We start from the raw sequence: 17,997 nt of genomic DNA, 5'->3' as shown, positions 1-17,997 counted from the left end.
ATCACAGGCGCCGGTGCCGGCATCGTCGGTGGTGTCATCGAACAACGAGAGCTGAACAGAAGCTTCGCTGCTCATAGCCCGGCCAGCCACACGTCAGAACCCGACCCAGCCGCCGGCACCGACATCCCGTCGGGTGGATCATCACCGTGATCCCCGGCATACAGACCACGCCCCGCGTAGGTCCACGCCCCGAGGATCACTGTGTCGGGATCGCCGTCCGGACGACCGAACGCATCCACCGGCACCCGGCCCGCCATCGCCGCACCGATCGYGCGCGACCACACCCGCCGCACCGTCCGCAACGCGGTGAACGTGGTCGAGTAGGCCCGTGATTTTGACAGCCAGTGACCACCAAATCCCGCCTGATGGGCCCAGCGGACCAACCGCGGGATGTCACCGGAGTCCCGGCCGAGTGCCGCATCCAACGCCACCGCGAACACCGGATCGTGGCCGAGGCGCCAGCACGTCTCCACCAGCCGGCGCAGATGCGGGGGCAGCGTCAGCCGGCCGAGTGCGGCCAGCGACCGCACCGGATGATCCAACTCACCACCCGCCGCCGCGGACTTGGTGATGTACTTCGCCAGGTAGTTACTGACCCGGGACACATCCGCCGGCCCCTCCAACGCGATCCGGCGGATATCGACCTGTGCGCCCCAGCGCACCGCCCAGCCGTCATCCGCAACGGCGGTGGTGTCAAGGGTGAGCGCGTCCGGATCCGGAGCCGGTACTGCCACCACGCTCAGGACCCCGCGCAGCGCGTCTGCGACCAGCTCACCGGCCGCCCAGGCCGGAGGAGCCGAGCCCGGCCCGTCGGGACCGTCCACCCGGATCACTACGTGCAGGTGGACGACGCCCCGCGCCTGCATCTCCGCGACTTTCACGAACGACAGCCGCGCCGCGCGGCGCAGCCCTGCCACGGTCAGCCCGGCTGCCGCCGCCACCGCCGATTCCGTGCCGTCGCGGGTGGCCTTCCACAACCGGGGGACGAGCGCGTTCCAGACCACCGACCGGCCGTAGGCGTAACAGTCCGCGCACAACGGCGACCCGAGCCGGGAATCCGCCTCATGGTGCCGCTCATGACAGCCCGCCGGTTTCCCATGCGGACACAGACCGCGCCGGGGATGACACGCCCGCACCGGACCCGTCTTCCCGCCCCGCTGGCGCCGTGAGTGCACCGGCCCGAAGCTCGGCGCGGTCAACGTCACGAACCACGCCGGATGATCCGACACCGATGCCGGCACACCCTTGCCACCCGCCAGCCCGGCCAGGACCAGCCGCCGCGCGTCCCGCTTGTACACCGCCGAACAGGCCGGGCACGCGGACTCCCGCCGGTTGCCGCACCGCACATGCAGCACCCCGCCCGGCTCACCGGCACTGGTAAACGCCCGCCGGACCTCACCAGTACCGACATCCACATGATCAATATGGCCGGACAGGCGGATCGGGCGGGAACACCCACCCGCGACCGGCCGGTTTTCGGGCAGGCTCACGCCCACATCCACGGAAACCACCGCGTCCTTTCACCGCACAGGCCCAGCCCGACCCGGAAAAACCCACAGGACGGCCGCAGCCCACACGGACAACGAGAACGGGAACAGAAAAAGACCGGAAGATCAGCAGCGGCGGACCTCAACCGCCAGCCGGACCTACCCGGTCAACCCGTGAACGCACGAAAACCTGAACATCGACAGGACACGCCACATGCGGCACATCTGCACCCCAGACGGAAACGTCAACACGACTGGACACAGACCACAGTCGCGGTCTGTGGTGCAGCAGCCCGAGCCCGGTCCTGCCGCTCCCAGGCGGCTCTACGTGGACAGCCCGTCTATATGGCGTACTGCCTTACATGGCGCAGGGACCGTAGCCCCTCGAATGCCAATACCTACTATACCCGACCTGTCCGGGCTGAAACCAGCAAACACGACAACGGCGACCCCGAACGTCGGCCACGAGGGGAAGGGCCGGACACGTTCAGGGCCGCCAGCTCGACACGGTCACCGCCTACAGCAGCACGGAGTCCTCTCCCGCCGCCAGGACCAGCGCGGGAAAGTGCACCTCCCACACCTCGATCAGCGAGACCACCTCATGGTCACACACCCGCACCCGATGCAGCGTGAACGTCACCCCATCCGGAGTCACATCCGGGTTCGGCTTCGACCCCGCCATCACGACCCGAGGCGACTCGCCGGCGGCAAGCCTCGCCCGCCGAAGCCGGATGCCCACCGCCCACGCGACCCGCGACGCCATCAGCGACGTGAACCGGCGATGCAGCACCACCAGCCCCACCGGGCCGAGCTGTGCAATCCCGATGCTCGCCCCCACCATGATGTCCTCGTCCACCGCCATCTGATCGGACAGCAGCATCTGCTGAGCCTCGCTGTCCGCCTCCACCGCCTCCGGGAAGGAACCAACGATCAGACCGTCACACGGCAGGAGCAGGAACTCCGGAAGTTGCCCGGTGTGAAACTCCCACCCCGCGGCCCCTACCGCCACCGACCCTCTCACGACTCCTCCCAGCCCGGACGACCCAGGCCGGTCACAGGACCGCCACCACCCGGCGTCCCAGAAACGGCAGAGCCCAATACTCCGTCGCCGGAATCCCCCGCATCCGTGCGTAGTCCGCCATCCAACGCAGATCCACGAACGGCGCCACCACCTGAACCCCCGGCACCACCAACGCCCACGCCCCCAACGGGGTCACCAGGCCACCAGGGCCGATCACGCTCCCTGGCCCCGGACCGATACCCGTCGTCGTCATCCCACCCCCAGCCGTCATCATCGTCATCTACCAAGTCCTCCCTGCCCTCGTCCCTCATCGCCACCTCCCGAATTTGTCAGTCGTCGAACTCCCCGACATGGGCACCGGCRACGAAAACCCGCCACTCGACGCCCGAAAAAAGCAACGCCGGACCAAAACACGAAAATTCGTGCGTGGATCCGTCAGTTGGTGAGGGTCGGCAAAATCCCGTCAATCAGCTTGCGGAGTGGATCGCCGAGATCACCGTGATCGGCGTGACGGAGAAGCTGAACTGCGACACAGAGCTGAGAAAGGCGACCGTCACGGCTCGTCAGTACGTCGCCGAACTGGTCGTATACCTGATCTGCGACCGTCGGGACTAGGAGGCTTGTGCAGTACAGGGTGGCCGCATCCGCCCCCGCAGGCGCAGCGCCCCAGAACTCCCAATCGAGCAGGTAAGGAGTCCGCCGAGTGATGTTGGACCACCGCAGGTCACCATGCGCGGTGACCCAGGTTCCCACCGTGGGATCGATCGAGGGGCCGAACAGCCGGACGAGGACACGGCGCAACTGCTCTTGAGTTCGCGGAACACGCTCGGTCGGCTGTGYGGCGAGAGCGTCCAGGGATGCACGCAGAGAACGCCACCAGCCCGCCGTCAGATCGAGTTCGGTACGAAGGACCTCGGTATCAGAGCAGACCTTTTCCTCGATATAGTCGATGACCTCAGCGCGGATTCGTGTCCCGCCCGTATACCATTCGGTTCCCCCCTGCATGGCTGGACGCCGCACACTCCGAGGAAGGGCGTGAGCGGTCGCGGTGCCCGTCCAGACCAGCGGATGTACGTCAGATTCGGGTACARCCACCACCCGAAGCCAGCGGCGTACGCCGTCGACGTCGGCCACACATCCGATAGAACGGCCACCGATCCCGAGGYGGATGGGCCCKGCCGGGGCAGCGCGGAGACGTCGCGCCGCCTCATCGAGATGGTCAGTCGCGTTGCCCATCACRGCTCCGCCCCCGCGTGGATCGTCAGGTGTTCGTAACGTAGGACTATACGGTGTGGCACACCATCGAAGTGGACCGTGGGAAGCGGAGCTGCCGAGATTCGGTCACCAGGCTTGAGGAGTGCGCAGTGACCGAGCCGGTAGCTCAGCAACACGGAGCCGTCTTCGAGTTGGTACCGCGCCGGATAGTAGAAGGCGTCGCGAGCCGCAGTCACCGCGAGACGATCCAGGGCTGCACYGGGACTGATCATAGATCGTGCGCGGACGAGGGCAACGGTATCGGCATCAGAGCGGATAAGACGCGGATCAAGGTAGACCGAGCCGTCCAAATGCGGAAAATGCAGATGATAAGGTCTTCCGGCTTTACGTCGGGGCACCGGGGGGAGCCTTGACTGAATCCTCTCCCACGCCTGCCGCCCTTGCTCTTCTCCGTAGACCACGAAATCGATATCGCCACGTTCCGTGGCCGGCTTGTACATCGCGGACCCGTAAATTCCCAGCGCGGCAGTGGAAACGCCAAGAATAGCTGCCAGATATTCTAATGTCTCCCGGTGCTCGTCGATCAACTGTGGATCCCGAGTGGAGAGCACACCCATAATCRCCCCCGATTCTACCCGTACCATTTTACCCAAGTTCGGCTGAAGTACTTCCGGTGCGATCCGTCCGACGATGTCGTCATGCTCTTTCCCGGGCAGGYTCAGAACGCGGCTCCACCGTCTACCCCAGAGGCTGAACCCGGTGCCATAGCCGACTTCGGCGGCATAAGCGACGAGGCCGTAGAGGTCCTTATCGATGCTGGCGATCTTCGCGATGAGTAAACCAGCGTCGGTGACCACGATCGAGCAGGCCGGAAGGGTCCGATGATCTATCGGAGCGCGAAGCGGTATCACCGTGTCTCAACCGACGAGAGGATCGGTCGGGTTGGTCGCCGCCATCCCGCCAGCCAGCTCGACACCTGATCAGCCTCAATGACCTGGTAGACGATCTCGCAGAGAACGTCACCGTCGGTCTCTACCCGCACCTCATGCGGGACCCCGACCTTGCCGACCCCCAACGTCGGGCGTGCCGCGCACGTCACCACCGCAGCCGGCGGCGTGCACCGCTCCCGCAGCAGTCCCGCCACCACGAACGCCAACGCCATACGACCCGGCGGCGCTCCCGGCGGGCAGACCACCACAGAACCCACACGCGGCAGGCCGGCCATGCCCAGCGCAACCCGCACCAGTTCTGCCCGGGGCCTTTCGACGAACTCCACGTCCGCCCGAAGCCCGCCGCCCGCCACTGGCCGAGGCCGGGATCCGACCAACACCCCTGCCACACCCGGCAGCGGTACGCGAGGGAACTCCACCATCACTGAGCGGTCAGGACTCGCTTCGCCGTCCGAGTCGACGGTCACAGCCGTGACGATCCCCCCAGGGCCAGCGGCCAACGTGACTGCCGCACCTGGCAACCGGACCGGCCTACAGGGTCGCGCCGCCTGAACGGCGCCGGTCGTATCTGCCATGCAGTGAAGGTAGAGCCACGGAGCGCATCCGGAGGGTACTGTCTATACCCCCAACAGACCCACCTTCCGGGCCAGCTCGCTTGCCTGCTCTCGACGCCGTCCATCCCGCGCGTCCAGCTCTTCCAGAATGATCCGCCGCGCGTGGCCGTTGTACCGGATCRTCTCCGGCGCCGAGTCGTAGGCGTGATCGAGGAGACGAAGCGCTTCGTCGTACTTCCTGTCGATCTGGTAAGCCCGTGCTTGCTCGATCCAATGCCGCGCCTGCCGCGGATGGGACGGGATCACCGCCGCGCGCCACCGTTCCGCCTGTCGTACGCCCTCACCACTCTGTCGCAGCTCGACCGCAACCGTCACGGCGTGCGCRTGCATGACCGTCTGCGAAAACGACGTGACAGGATGAAAGTAGTCGTCCGGCAGTCGCCGCGCGACGGCGTCCGCCGCGTCCCAGTACCTCCAAGCGTTCCCGATCTCGCCACGCCGCGCCGCCGTGTAGCCGCTCTCGARCTGCAACGCTCCCCACAGCGCCGCCACGTCGTCAGTGGCGTCATCGCTGGACAGGCTGTCCCGCAGTAGCRCCGTCGCCTGACTGGCCACGACGTCCGCTGCATCCCAGTCCCCGGCCTCACGATGCGCCTGTGTCATCAGCCAGGCTGCCACCCCGACCGCATGCAGGTCGTCCGAGTCCAGCGCGGTCGAGACACCACGTTCCGCCACCCGCCAGACTAGATCCTGTGCGGGCTGGTAGGACACGAAAAACTGCGTCAGCGCGTACACCTCCGCCAACACGGCCAGCGCMGCACGGCGCTGCGGACCGTCCGCCTCCGCGCGGGCAGTGCGTTGCGCGTCATCCAGAAGCCCGGGCAACAGCCCCCCGAGAACCTCCCGATGATTCGGCGCCGCATGCCTCGCCCTCCAGGCCCAGGTCACCCGCCCCCGTAGATCTGCAACCGAGGGCGCAGGCTGATCGGCGGCTGAGACCGGCAACCTGTTGACAGCAGCCCGCACAGCAGTGAGCCGATCATGCCCTGGGCCGGAGAACAACACCACCGGGATCGACTGACCACCCGTCAGTTCCGCAAGGTCACGCACCCTGAGTGCTTCCGCCAACCGAAGCAACATCGACAACTTCGGAGCAGCCAACCGACCCGTCTCCACCGCCTTCACCCACGACGCCGAGCGACCGACCAGCCCGCCCAGAACCTCCCGMGTCATCCCCCGCCGCGTGCGCAGAACCTTCAGCCGTCGACCGACGGACAGCGCGTCATCCGAACCCGTCCCGCCAACGATCGCCATACCAACTCCCTTCGCACGCAGCGAAAAACCCTTTGATGATGATCCTCGCTAATTATCTCTACGGTTTCAAGGCCGCCCCTCCGGGGCGGCAACCCCCACATCCTGACCAAGCCGGACGTCGAGGCCGAGGGCGCCGCACACGCCACGCCGAACAGGACCCCGGCCGGCCCGGCCGCGCACCGGGATGGGGCCCCGCCTCCCTCCGGTCGGCACCCCACCCGGGCGCGTCGGACCGGCCGCCCGTTCGTCGCGTCGGAGCGTCGCGGGTCCATTACCCCCGCGAGCGTGGGGACGAAAATACGCAACAGAGCGTGCGAATTTCAGGCTTTTTTTGAAGGGCGCCAGCGGCCGGCAGATCCACAGCCGCCGCACCAGTAAACGCAGCAGCCAGCACAAGACAGATCGCTTGAAAGATCGTCGGAGGCGCATCGTAGCCCGCGCATCCGGCCATAAGCGTGGCCAGAACGGCTAGAAAGCACCTTGCGACCGCACTTCGCGGAACGCGATCCCAAGGGCGCCGATACACCGGCTCATACTACAAGGCGCGAGCATCTGTCAGGCAAGAGCAACGGGGCGCCGCCCCGGACCCCGGCCCTTCCTCTGGAGGAGGGGGAGCYGCCGCCGGTCACCAGGAGCCGGGCGCGCGGGACCGCTGATCTCCTCCGCCGGGCGGACACCCGAGGGGTTACCCCAGAACCTCCCGACCGTGCAAGAGCGCACGGCACCCAGCAGGCACGGCCGGAACGTCGGCGCTCTTGCACAGCCAGGAGAACCCGGGGTAAGGCGCAGCCTGCCCGCCCGACGGAGGAGATCAGCTCAGCCAGAAGTCCGTGAAAAATGAAGTTCGCCAGCCTGTTGCGTGCACCGGAACGATCCGTCCTCGAACTTGTCGCCGGTACTGCGCGCGAACCGCCTCGCCAGTTCGACGTGCCCTGGCCGGAGCATGTTGACGGTGAACCGGTCGCCGCCGCCGAACGCCGGATGGCAGCGTGCCGCCCGGGCCAGGCACACCGACACCAGCGGCGGCTCCAGGGACACCGCGCAGAACGAGCTCGCGGTGAACCCGTGCGGCGTGCGGGTTTCGCTCCGGGTGGTGACGATGACGACTCCGCTGGGGAAATGGGCCAGCGCCTCCCGGAGCTGGTCGGGGTCGGGGCCGGCGCCCCGAGCCACCGTCCCTGTCGCCGTGCGGGTGAGCGCTGGCATGCCTGTGCCGCCACCCGGGACGGTCACGCCGCCTCCTCCAGGTCCGGGCGCCGCGTGATGCAGGTCAGCAGGGAACGCGCGCCGACGTTGACATGGTTGCCGTACGGCACGAAGCTCGTGAGCTGCGACACCGTCATCCAGACGAAGTCCGGCGGTACCTCGAGCGGGAAGTCCTCGTCGGCCTCGACGAGCTGGTACCGGTTCTCGGCGTGGTAGAAGCGTCCGCCCTCCTCCGAGTGCACCACGTCGACGAGGATCCGCTCGGGTGGCGCGGCGAGCACGAAGTCGAGGAACGGCGGCTGCTGGTCGCGACCGAGGCCGCGGTAGTTTTCTGGTGAGCAGTTGACGGTGGGCGACATCTCCACGACGTCGCCCGTTCCGGGCTCAGTCCGGGCGTGCACCAGCAGGTGCCGGACGCCCTTGATCCACCTGGTCACGAAGGCGATGACGCCCTGGCAGGTCGGCTGGAACATCGGCTGCGACCAGCTCATGACCTCACGGTTGYTGGCGCGGACGCTGACGCCGATGACGTTGAAGAACAGCTCCAGCTCGTGGGAGATCCGATCACTCGACCGGATCCAGTCCTTGACCTCCGACAGCCGGATGACCTGACGGTCGAGCCGATACCGCGCCTTGACCTCCGTGAACCAGCTCAGCAGCTCGTGGGTGGTGTGCAACGCCTCGCCCCCACCGGTGTCGCCGGTGAGGAATGACATGCCGGACAGCACCGTCCGGGAGTCCATGTTGACGATGTTCTCCGCGTGCACCAGCTCCCGCAGCTGGGGTACGCTCAGCCAGCAGAAGTCGTCACGGACCTCGACATCGTCGTCCACCGCGACGATCATGTTCCGGTTTCGCTTGTTGAGGAACCACGAGCCCTGCTCGGACTGCAGGGAGTCGAAGACGACCCGTCCGGCCCGCGGCGCGAGGAAGTGCTCCAGGTAGGGCACCGAGCTTCCGCCGTGCACCCGGGTGTAATTGCTGCGGGTGGCCTGGACGGTGGGTGAGATCTGCAGCCCGTTGATGTTGCCCGGCTCCATCTTCGCCTGCATCAGGCAGTGCGGCACCCCGGCGAAGCTCTTGACCAGGATTCCGAGTATGCCGATCTCTGGCTGCAGGATGATCGGCTGGCTCCAGGTCGGCACCTCGCGGTGGTCCGTGGCGACCTCTATCCCCTCGATCGAGAAGAACTTCCCCGAACGATGCGAGAGATTCCCTGAATCACCGTCGAAGCCCCATCCGTCAAGCTGGTCGAGCGCGACGACGGATATCTGGTAGGTGTTCGCTTCAGCTCTCTGCTTGAACCATTCGTGGAAATCTGACAGCTGCTGGAACACGGGTCTTTCTCCCATCGTCGACTTGATGCCTACGGATGGCAGGGCACATGTCGGGCGCTCGTCAGTCGAGGCCCAGTCTGGCCGGAGCGGCTTGAAGAGCCGCGGAGACCCGCTCAAGAACCACTAAACCCGGTGCGTCGGGTGGCTGCGTGCGCCGGTGCGCGGCGGTGGGTGATGYCGCCGCGGGGCCGTCCCGGTGGTTCCGGCGTGCTGCCCAATCAAACGTCAAGCGTTCCTCCAGCGGTGTTTCGCAGAATACGGCAGAGCGGGCCGCGCCAGGAGCGGCCGGCGCCTGTGAATCCAGCGGATGGGGTCGCCGTGTACGAGGACAACCGAGCTGTCGAGATGTATGACGTCCTTTACCGCAGCCGGAAGGACTACGCGGCGGAGGCCCGGCGGGTCGCCGAGCTGGTCCGGACCCGCACGCCCGACGCACGCAGCCTGCTCGATGTGGCCTGCGGCACCGGAAACCACCTGGAGCACTTCGCGACGCTCTTCGCCGACGTAGCGGGGACCGACCTGTCGAAGCCGATGCTCTCGGTCGCCGGCCGGCGGCTCCCCGGCCGGCCGCTGCTGCAGGCCGACATGCGTAGCCTGTGGGTTGGCMGGACCTTCGACGCGGTCGTCTGCATGTTCAGCTCCATCGGCTATCTGCGCACTTTCGAGGACCTGGCGGCCGCGCTGCGCTGCATGGCCTCGCACCTGTCGCCGGACGGCACCGTCGTCATCGAGCCGTGGTATTTTCCGGACACGTTTCTGGATGGTTATGTCGCGGCGCACGCGGTGTCCGAGGGAAACCGGGCGATAACCCGTGTCTCCCACTCGACCCGCGTGGGTGACCAGACCCGCATGGAACTGCACTACCTGCTGGCCGGCGCCGACGGTGTCAGCCATATCAAGGAGATCGACCTGCTGACCCTGTTCACCCGGGGCCAGTACGAGGAGGCGTTCGCCCAGGCGGACCTCAAGGCGGAGCTCATCGCCGTCGACGGTGGACCCGGGCTGTTCGTCGGCATTAGGGTCTGACTGATTCGACGCGGACGATAGCACTGATAGAAAGGCGAGAAGATGACGGTGTCCTCGGAGCTCCTCACCTCCGTTCCTTCGGCCGAGATCTATCACGAGATCCTGCAGTTCTACGCGGCGCAGATGAGCCTGCTGGACGGCGCCGACCCTGACCCGGACGGCTGGGTGCGCACGTTCACGGCCGACGCCGTCCTGGACTCGAACCTGCAGGACGCGCCGGATATAGGGCATGTGGCCATCCTTGGCTCGCTTCGGGATGGCGTAGCGCGTATCCATGCCGCCGGTCCGCTCGATATCCGGCACTGGCTCGGGATGCTCGACGTGCGGTGGCAGCCGGACGGCAGCGTACGCGCGCGCAGCTACGCTTTTCCGACCGTCACTCCGTATGGCGRCCCCTTGGCATTGCGCGGCCACGTGCGTTGCTTCGATCACCTCGTGCGCGGAGTGGACGGCTGGCGGGTCTGTCATCGCTATCTGGCGGCGGATAGTGAACCCCGGTGAGGTCCGCCGCCGGCCCTGGCCTGATGTCGGCGGCCGGACGGGGTCCACCTCCGGTGGGCGTCGTCCCGGAGCGGCCGTGCGCACATCCTTCCCGAGGTGCCGGGGGCGCTCCCGGCGGGTTTTCAAACGGAGCAAATCGCTCCGTCGGAGCCTATAACGGAGCGGATTACTCCGCAAGGGATAGGATGCCGACATGGCCGGGCGCCCGACGCGTGCCCCGCGGCATGCGGAGGYGGAGCGCAACGACAGGGCGCTGCTCGATGCGGCTCGCCAGGTTCTGGCGGCTGACGGAGCCCATGCGTCGGTCGCCGCGATCGCTGCCCGCGCCGGCGTCGGGATCGGCAGTCTCTACCGGCGTTACCGCACCAAGGAAGAGCTGTTCCAACGGCTGTCGATGCTGTCGCTCGAAAGCTGGAACGCGGCCGCCGAGAGCGCCCTCGCCATCGACGACCCCTGGACGGGGCTGGCGGAGTTCGTCCGTGGCCGTATCGAGTTCGGCCAGGGCTCGCTCGCGCCGATCGCCGGCACCATCGAGGTGACCGAGCAGATGCAGGCCGCGGCGGACCTCGGCGACGAGCTGCTCGGTGCGCTGGTGGAGCGTGCCCGTCAGGCCGGGGTCCTACGGGGCGACGTATCCCATTTCGACGTCTCGCTGCTGATCGAGCAGCTCGGCCGGTCGCACCTGCTGGAGCAGGTCCGCGGGCTCGCCCGTGACGATCTGTTCGCGGCGGCGGCCCAGGCCCGGGCCCGCATCATCGCGATCGCGCTGGACGGGCTGCGTGCCGAGAACGGTCCGGCCCGAGCATCGCTGCCCGGTAGCCCGCCGACCAGCCTGCTCTTCGACGAGCGCTGGGTACGCCGGCCGGCGTCCGGCGATGACGGTGACGATGCTCTCGACTGACCCACCAGCTCGTTCTCCGCATCGTCCGCCCGCGCTCGACCGAGCTTTCATCGGATCCCCAGCGAACCCTGGGCTGTCCGCGGCCGGACGTCCGGCGGCGCTGTAACCCCGCCTGTCAGCATTCCGGTCCGGGGGGAATCCGGTCCCGGTCGGATCCGCGAATTCTCCGCCTAACGCGATACCGCCGGTCACTGCCGCTGCCCGGCGCCGCCATGACCGCATCGGGAATGGAGCGATCATGTCAGACACGGAATCTGGTCACAGCCCTCAGCCGGCTTCGGCGCTCGGCCGGGGCGATGCCGCACCACCGKGCCCCGTCCGCCGCACCTGGCTGGTCACCGGGGCTTCGCGGGGACTGGGCCGCGCCACCAGCGAGGTTCTGCTGGCCGCGGGCGACCGGGTCGTCGCGACGGCCCGCGACCGTGACACGCTCAAGGAGCTGGCTGAACGRTATCCCGACCAGCTTCTCCGGTTCGCCCTGGACGTGACCGACCGGTCAATGGTGTTCGACGTCGTGGACCGAGCGGTCGCCGCTGCGGGAAGCATCGACGTACTGCTGAACAACGCTGGCTACGGGCTTTCGGGTGCAGWCGAGGAAGTCACCGAGAAGCAGGCCCGCGCACAGCTGGACGTCAACTTCTTCGGTGCATTGTGGTGCACTCAGGCGGTGCTGCCTGTTATGCGCAGGCAGGGTGGCGGCCACATTCTTCAGATGTCCAGCATCGCCGGCGTGGCGACCTATCCTAACATCGGCATGTACCACGCCAGCAAGTGGGCGCTCGAAGGCATGAGCGAGACTCTGGCACACGAGGTCGCCGATTTCGGCATCCGTGTGACGATCGTCGAGCCGGGCGAGTTCCGGACCGACTGGAGCGCCTCCAGCATGGAGCGGGCGACGCCGATGACCGAGTACGACGACGTGCTCGCCCGGCGTCGGCACGGCATGTCCGGGGTGTACGCGCACGTCCAGCCTGGTGATCCCCACAGGCTGGGCAAGGCGCTGCGGACCGTCGTCGACGCCGCGCAGCCACCGCTGCGGATCCTGCTCGGCAACAGCGCGGCCGACCTCGCGCCGCAGGTGTACCGCGAGCGGCTCGCGGAATGGGAGCGGTGGGATGCGCTGGCGCGGACGACGGATTTCGCCAGCTGACAGGCCCGGAGCGGTGAGACCGCCCCGGGCACGGTGCCGGCGGCTCCTCGCGGCCGGGGCGGCATCGCGGCGGCCGGGGAAGCGCCGCGGGGAGCCGCGGACGCTCGGCTCAGGAGCCAGACCGGGGCGGTGGCGCGTCGTCGGCACTGGCGACCGCAGCCAGCACCGCCTTCTGCAGCCGGTCCCGACGCGCGGCGAGTTCCTCGTAGGCGATCCCGCCGAATGCCTGGTCCGTCTGGTCCAGCACCAGATCCAGGGTGTCCTCGTCCAGCACCGGCCGTCCCAGCGCCGCCCAGCCCTGCTGCAGGCCGCTGYCGAGTGTGCCCAGCCAGTTCCGCAGGCCCCCCGGCCCGCCGCCGAGGTGGAACGACTGGAAGGGACCAACCGTCGCCCAGCGTGGGCCGAGGGAGCCGGTCACGATGTCGTCGAGCTCGGCCACCGTCACCACCCCCTCGCGGACGAGGTGAATACTTTCCTGCAGGAGGGCTGACTGAAGCCGGTTCGCGGCGAAGGCGGCGATCGGCCGGCGCAGGACCACCGGAGTCTTCCCGACCGAGCGATAGAACTCGGCAGCCGCGCTGACCGCGTCCGGGTCCGAGGTTGTGTCTCCCACCACCTCCACCAGCGGTATYACGTGTGGTGGGTTGAACGGATGACCGACGATGAGGTGGCTCGGGTTGTCCATGCGGGCGCCCAGGTCGGCCGGCAGCATCGTCGAGGTCGACGACAGCAGCAGCGTTCCGGCCGCGGCGTGTTTCTCCAGCCGGGCGAACAGATCCTGCTTGATCTCCAGGTTCTCGGGTGTGTTCTCCTGGACGACCGCCACGTCCGCGACCGCCCGCTCCAGGTCCGGCTCGATCTCCAGCCGTCCGGCGAGGTCCGCGGGGTCCCGCGATGCGCCGGGCAGCCCCGGGGTGAACAGCCGCAGCGCATCGTGGATGACCGTCTCGATGTTGCTGCGGGTGCTGTTGACCCGCACCCGATACCCGTGGGCCAGAAACAGAGTGATCCATCCAAGCCCGATCGAGCCGGCGCCGATCACGGCGACCCGGCCCCGCTCGGCGCCCACGTCCGTGGTCATGGCTTCCTCCTTGTCGCGCTGTCTCCCAGGCACCAGAGCGGCGCCAGGCCGGAGGGCTGTCGTCGGCCCGCCGCCTTCGCACCAGTGGTCAGCCGGATGTCAGCAGCTTCGGGAACACCTGCTCGGCGAGCAGGCGCATTGTCGTGTCGGCGTCACGCACCGACAGATGTCCGGAATGGACACCCAGGCTGATGACGATGTCGTCACCGCAGCGCGCGGCGACGCGTTCAAGCTGGCCCAGCACCTCGTCCGGTGAGCCGACCAGAAGCTTGTCGTCGGCGAGCTTGTCATCGAAGGCGTCACGACCGCCGATGTTCGCGAGGCTCTCGTAGCCGGGATAGGCACTGCTCGACGTCGACTGCCAGGATCGAACCGCCGCACTGATCGCGGCGGTGTTCCGCTGTTCGTCGAGCCTCCCCTTCCGCCGCGCCTCGTCCGGTGAATCGCTCACCACGCAGGGGAAGGAAAGCTGGATCTGTGGTGCGGCACGATGGCCGGCGGCCGACCAGGTGGAGCGGAACAGCCCGATCCGCTCGCCGAGCTCCGCCACCGACATCGCGTTGGGGACGGTCTGCAGATGGTGCCCGGACCTCGCCGCCGCGGCGACGGAGTCGAGGCTGCGTGCCGAGGCGACAAAGACCGGTGGGTGCGGCTGCTGCACGGGCCGGGGCAGCAGCGTCACCGGTCCAAAGCGGTGGAACGCGCCGTTCCACTCGGCGTTCTCGGTGGTCCACAGCAACTTCACGGCCTCGACGCCCTCGGTGAACCGGGACCGGCTCTCGTCGAGGGAGATACCGAAGGCCCGGAACTCGTCTGGCAGGAACGCCCGCCCGAAGGCGGCGTCCAGGCGCCCGTGGGAGATGTTGTCGAGCATCGCGAGCTTCCCGGCGAGCTTTACCGGATGGACGAATGCCGGGATCGTCGCACTGGTTCCCAGCCGCACCCGACGGGTGCGGCCCGCCGCCGCCGCGAGAAAGGTCACCGGGTCGGGACTGTAACCGCCGTACGGAAAGAAGTAGTGCTCCACCATCTTGACGTGGTCGAAGCCGAGATCCTCGGCGAGGTCCACCAGGTGGAGGGCCTCGTCAAAGTAGTCCTGGGCACTTTTGTCTCGCGGGCCGACGGTGGGAAAGAAGACGATTCCGATCTTCACGGTCTCTCACTCTCGCCTGGCCGCGTCGTTCGTCGCCGCTCCGCTCGGTTCAGGCTGGCGCGAATCCGTCATGGGTCAGGTCGCGATGGCGCACCATCCAGCCACCGCGGGTCGGAACAAGATGGTCCGCGCAGACGACACTGGCGAACAGCTCCAGCTCGCCGCCCTTGGGCGTGCGCATCGCCAGCGCGTAGCAGCGGGTGTCGACGGTTCCGTTCGGGCCGGGACGCACCTGGAGCATGYCGATCCAGTGCCGCACCTGCAGACCGCTCGCGGCGGCCCGCTCGACGCTGGCACGTGCCGAGGCTCGGATGGCCGGCCGGCCGAGCAGCGGATCCATACGTGCGGCCTCCTGGAAGACCGCGTCCTCGGCGAAGGTGTCCGCCCAGCTGTCCGCCTGCCGCTCGTCGAGGAGGCCCATCTGGTGGGCGTAGAATTGAAGAACCTGCGTGTACAGCTCCGCCGGCGCGAACGAGGCGGTAGGCGAGGCCTGCTGGGTCATGAAGAGCCCCCTCGGGTCGAAGGTGTTCGGGACCGGTGGCCAGGTCAGGCCGGYAGGCCACCGTCGAGCAGGAATTCCCCGTATGCTCCGGCGCTCGGTTCGAGCTGCAGCGCCACGTGGCTGGCGAGACTGTGGACATCCCGCCAGAACCGCTGGAGCGCKCTGTTCATCAGCTGGCCGCGCGACCCCGCCGTGCGGAACAGGGTCTCCACCGCCCCGACCAGCCGATCCGCCGCCAGCGCGCAGTCATGCGCGTTGCGCAGCGTCTCCGCCGGGTGCACCGGGCCGCTGTCACACACCGCCGCCGCGCGCCGTAGCAGGAGTTCGGCGATGTCGATCTCCCCGGCGACCCGGGCGGCAGTCAGGTGCGCCGCCGCCCGCCGCGTCGGGGATCCGCCGGGCCACCCGCCCCCCTCAGTGATCCGCCGCGCCCACGAGCGGTGGGCACCACGCGCCGCGCCGAGTGCCGGGCTGGCGAACAGCACACCGCTGATCGCGCGGTGCGGCACCCGGTGGCAGGCCGCGGCGGACCCCACCGGTCGGCCGCGCATCAGTTCCGCGCGGTCGAATGCCCGGTGTGGGGGGACGAACACGCCGTCCAGGACGAGCGTGTTGCTGCCCGTGCCACGCATGCCGGTGCTGAACCAGGTGTCCGTGATGGTGAAGTCGGCGCGCGGCACGGCGAAGAACCACGGCTGCGGTTCCGCCTGGCCGCCGATGTCCGCCGCGACCAGGGCCCAGTCGGCGAAGTCCACCCCGCTGGTGAAGGCCCACTCGCCGCGCAGCAGCCAGCCGCGGTGGTCGAGCCGGGCCGTGCCGGCCGGCTGGAGCGCGCCCACCACGAACGCGTCCGGCCCGTCGGACCACAGCTCGGCCTGGCCCTGTTCGGGCAGGTAGGCGCCCATGCGGGCGGCACCGGCGGTCACCGCCGCGCACCACGCCGCCGCGGCGCAGCCGGCGCCGACCAGCGCGAGCGCGTCGAGGAGCTCCAGCACCGCCCCGTCGCAACCGCCCCACCGGGTCGGCACGAGATGCCGCGCGAAACCGGCGGCGACCAACGACTTCACCACGTCCGGATGCAGAACCCGGCGCTCGTCCGCCTCCTCGGCGTGGCGTGCCGCCGTCGATGCGGCTTCGACGGCGCCGGCGCGCAGGAAAGCCGCCGATGCCCCTGCCATCAGGCACCTCCTAAAGGGTCGAACCCCGACCTGCGGGCCTGCGAGAGGTCGGCCGTGACGGGCCCGCTCAGCGTCGTGCGCGCTCCGCGTACTCCTTCGCGTGCGCGAGGGTCGCCGAGCTGTTGGTGCTCAACGCGGTGCGCACGAAGTCCCGGGCGTCCGACACCGTCGCGTCTCCTCCGAGGACCGCGCCGATGYCCGCCTCGTTGATCGCGACCGTGTGCCGTGAGGTCGCCCGCACGCCATCCGCGCCGGGCTCCAGGAGCCACTGCCCCGTGTGCATCGTCATGAGGGCCGGCAGCACGGTCTGCTTGTAGACGATCTTCCGGTGGGGCAGGYACACCCGCACCGATCTGGTGGTGTGCGACGACCCGTCCTTCGAGCGGGTGTCCATCTCCAGAACCTGGATGCCGGCGACGTCCTCCGTCAGCGTGACCCGCGCGACATGCGGCAGGCGGCCCTCCCACAGCTGCGCCTCGTTGAGGAAGTCGTAGACGTCCGCGGCGGCCCCGTTGATCTGCACCGTGTCGTCGATGTCGAGGAGCAGATCGGAGCGGGCCGCGGCCAGCTCCGCGTTCTGCTTCAGCGCCGCCAGCTCCGACCGGCTGTTGCGGTCAACCGCCTGCTCGATCCACTCCAGGGCCGCCGGATCGTCGTTGACGGCCCGGTAGTCGTGCAGGAGACGGACCCGTGACCGGTCCAACGCCAGCGGCTCGATCATCCAGGCGCCGCCCATCGACGCTACCGGCGGCGCGGACACCTCCTGGCGGAACTCCACCCGCAGCCCGATCGGATCCAGCGAGCGCCGTGACGTCCACGTCTTGACCTCGTCGTTCGCGAGGGCCCAGAGCTGGATGCGCTCGGTCCCCCGACCCGTCTCCCGCTGCTCGACGTGCACGGTGGGYGGGAACATCAGCGGCCACCGCGTGACGTCCGCGATGAATCCGTAGATCGTCGTGGCCTCGGCGTCGATCTCCACCTCGTGCTCGACCTCGCGAGCGGCGGTGTTCGTTGTCTGTCCCACTTCTCTCCCTCTCCGGGCCGCGCCGGAACCGGCCGGCGAGCCGGCCCGACAGTCAGAAGTTCCCGAGGCCACCGCAGACGTTGATGGCCTGAGCTGTGATCGACGCGGCCGAGTCCGAGACCAGATAGCCGACCATGCCGGCCACCTCGTCAGGCGTCGAATAGCGGCCGAGCGGGATCTTCGCCTCGAAACGGTCCAGTACCTCCTGCTCGGAGATCTGCCATGCGTCCGCATACCCCTGTCGGAGCCGCTGCGCCATCGGGGTCTCGACATAGCCGGGGCAGACCGCGTTCACCGTGATCCCGTAGCTGTTCACGTCGGTTGGGTGGCGGCCTTGTAGATCTTGTTCGGTGATCGTGTGGCGTTCGCGGGCTGGTGGGTGATGATCGGATAGCGT

General features: G+C 68.4%; 19 protein-coding genes. 4 read left to right on the top strand and 15 right to left on the bottom strand.

Translation table 11 applies throughout. The annotated features are described in order from the left end of the window. Window positions 1-71 precede the first annotated feature (71 nt). From Manayef4_RS20170 to Manayef4_RS20130, 9 genes are all read right to left on the bottom strand, one after another. Window positions 72-1,511 (bottom strand): replication initiator, encoded by a 1,440-nt coding sequence (locus Manayef4_RS20170; RefSeq protein WP_070132877.1) that lies wholly within the window; start codon window positions 1,509-1,511, stop codon window positions 72-74. A 493-nt stretch (window positions 1,512-2,004) separates the two neighbouring features. Beyond that, complete coding sequence (locus Manayef4_RS20165) at window positions 2,005-2,496, bottom strand: hypothetical protein (RefSeq protein ID WP_232235243.1); 492 nt, start codon at window positions 2,494-2,496, stop codon at window positions 2,005-2,007. A gap of 43 nt (window positions 2,497-2,539) precedes the next feature. Next, complete coding sequence (locus Manayef4_RS20160) at window positions 2,540-2,788, bottom strand: hypothetical protein (protein ID WP_011438491.1); 249 nt, start codon at window positions 2,786-2,788, stop codon at window positions 2,540-2,542. 155 nt (window positions 2,789-2,943) lie between these two features. Then, entirely contained in the window at window positions 2,944-3,513 is a 570-nt protein-coding gene (locus tag Manayef4_RS20155) for a hypothetical protein (protein ID WP_139140160.1), read from the bottom strand. Between the two features lie 230 nt (window positions 3,514-3,743). Further along, the gene (locus tag Manayef4_RS24540) at window positions 3,744-4,580 is read right to left on the bottom strand and encodes a hypothetical protein (RefSeq protein WP_139140159.1); all 837 of its coding nucleotides are present in this window, start codon (window positions 4,578-4,580) and stop codon (window positions 3,744-3,746) included. A 50-nt stretch (window positions 4,581-4,630) separates the two neighbouring features. Next, entirely contained in the window at window positions 4,631-4,966 is a 336-nt protein-coding gene (locus Manayef4_RS20145; RefSeq protein WP_131728952.1) for a hypothetical protein, read from the bottom strand. 324 nt (window positions 4,967-5,290) lie between these two features. Beyond that, window positions 5,291-6,541, bottom strand: a complete 1,251-nt coding sequence (locus tag Manayef4_RS20140; protein WP_070132872.1) for a helix-turn-helix transcriptional regulator — start codon at window positions 6,539-6,541, stop codon at window positions 5,291-5,293. Window positions 6,542-7,357: 816 nt separating this feature from the next. Then, a complete protein-coding gene (locus Manayef4_RS20135) occupies window positions 7,358-7,774 on the bottom strand; it encodes a flavin reductase family protein (RefSeq protein ID WP_023842034.1) in 417 nt (138 codons plus the stop codon). After that, window positions 7,771-9,084, bottom strand: a complete 1,314-nt coding sequence (locus tag Manayef4_RS20130) for an NDP-hexose 2,3-dehydratase family protein (protein WP_070132870.1) — start codon at window positions 9,082-9,084, stop codon at window positions 7,771-7,773. The genes Manayef4_RS20135 and Manayef4_RS20130 overlap by 4 nt, the downstream gene beginning before the upstream one ends. Before the next feature lie 294 nt (window positions 9,085-9,378). Between Manayef4_RS20130 and Manayef4_RS20125 the strand changes: the two genes are divergently transcribed. From Manayef4_RS20125 to Manayef4_RS20110, 4 genes are all read left to right on the top strand, one after another. Further along, window positions 9,379-10,110 (top strand): class I SAM-dependent methyltransferase, encoded by a 732-nt coding sequence (locus tag Manayef4_RS20125; protein WP_011438498.1) that lies wholly within the window; start codon window positions 9,379-9,381, stop codon window positions 10,108-10,110. 48 nt (window positions 10,111-10,158) lie between these two features. Continuing rightward, complete coding sequence (locus Manayef4_RS20120; protein WP_175443439.1) at window positions 10,159-10,611, top strand: nuclear transport factor 2 family protein; 453 nt, start codon at window positions 10,159-10,161, stop codon at window positions 10,609-10,611. 193 nt (window positions 10,612-10,804) lie between these two features. Continuing rightward, window positions 10,805-11,512, top strand: coding sequence for a TetR family transcriptional regulator (locus tag Manayef4_RS20115; RefSeq protein ID WP_070132866.1), 708 nt, complete (start codon window positions 10,805-10,807; stop codon window positions 11,510-11,512). A 238-nt stretch (window positions 11,513-11,750) separates the two neighbouring features. Further along, a complete protein-coding gene (locus Manayef4_RS20110) occupies window positions 11,751-12,662 on the top strand; it encodes an SDR family oxidoreductase (protein WP_083282588.1) in 912 nt (303 codons plus the stop codon). Between the two features lie 109 nt (window positions 12,663-12,771). Here Manayef4_RS20110 and Manayef4_RS20105 read toward each other — a convergent pair whose 3' ends face one another. From Manayef4_RS20105 to Manayef4_RS20080, 6 genes are all read right to left on the bottom strand, one after another. Beyond that, a complete protein-coding gene (locus Manayef4_RS20105; protein WP_070132864.1) occupies window positions 12,772-13,743 on the bottom strand; it encodes a 3-hydroxyacyl-CoA dehydrogenase NAD-binding domain-containing protein in 972 nt (323 codons plus the stop codon). Window positions 13,744-13,831: 88 nt separating this feature from the next. Continuing rightward, complete coding sequence (locus Manayef4_RS20100; protein ID WP_011438503.1) at window positions 13,832-14,896, bottom strand: LLM class flavin-dependent oxidoreductase; 1,065 nt, start codon at window positions 14,894-14,896, stop codon at window positions 13,832-13,834. A gap of 49 nt (window positions 14,897-14,945) precedes the next feature. Next, window positions 14,946-15,398, bottom strand: coding sequence for a nuclear transport factor 2 family protein (locus Manayef4_RS20095; protein WP_070132863.1), 453 nt, complete (start codon window positions 15,396-15,398; stop codon window positions 14,946-14,948). A gap of 44 nt (window positions 15,399-15,442) precedes the next feature. Then, complete coding sequence (locus Manayef4_RS20090) at window positions 15,443-16,576, bottom strand: hydrolase (protein WP_070132862.1); 1,134 nt, start codon at window positions 16,574-16,576, stop codon at window positions 15,443-15,445. A gap of 67 nt (window positions 16,577-16,643) precedes the next feature. Beyond that, complete coding sequence (locus tag Manayef4_RS20085; RefSeq protein WP_070132860.1) at window positions 16,644-17,600, bottom strand: aromatase/cyclase; 957 nt, start codon at window positions 17,598-17,600, stop codon at window positions 16,644-16,646. Between the two features lie 52 nt (window positions 17,601-17,652). After that, a partial coding sequence (locus Manayef4_RS20080; protein ID WP_139140158.1) for an SDR family oxidoreductase occupies window positions 17,653-17,997 on the bottom strand: 345 nt, incomplete at its 5' end.

The sequence above is a fragment of the Frankia sp. CgMI4 genome (assembly GCF_001756285.1).
Taxonomy (GTDB): Bacteria; Actinomycetota; Actinomycetes; order Frankiales; family Frankiaceae; genus Frankia; species Frankia casuarinae.
The sequence above is the reverse complement of the archived record's forward strand: the minus strand, read 5'-3'. Positions and strand labels throughout refer to the sequence as shown.

Coding starts and splice junctions, on each gene's coding strand:
- Manayef4_RS20160 (WP_011438491.1), bottom strand. CDS start 2,788: ATGACGATGATGACGGCTGGGGGTGGGATGACGACGACGGGTATCGGT.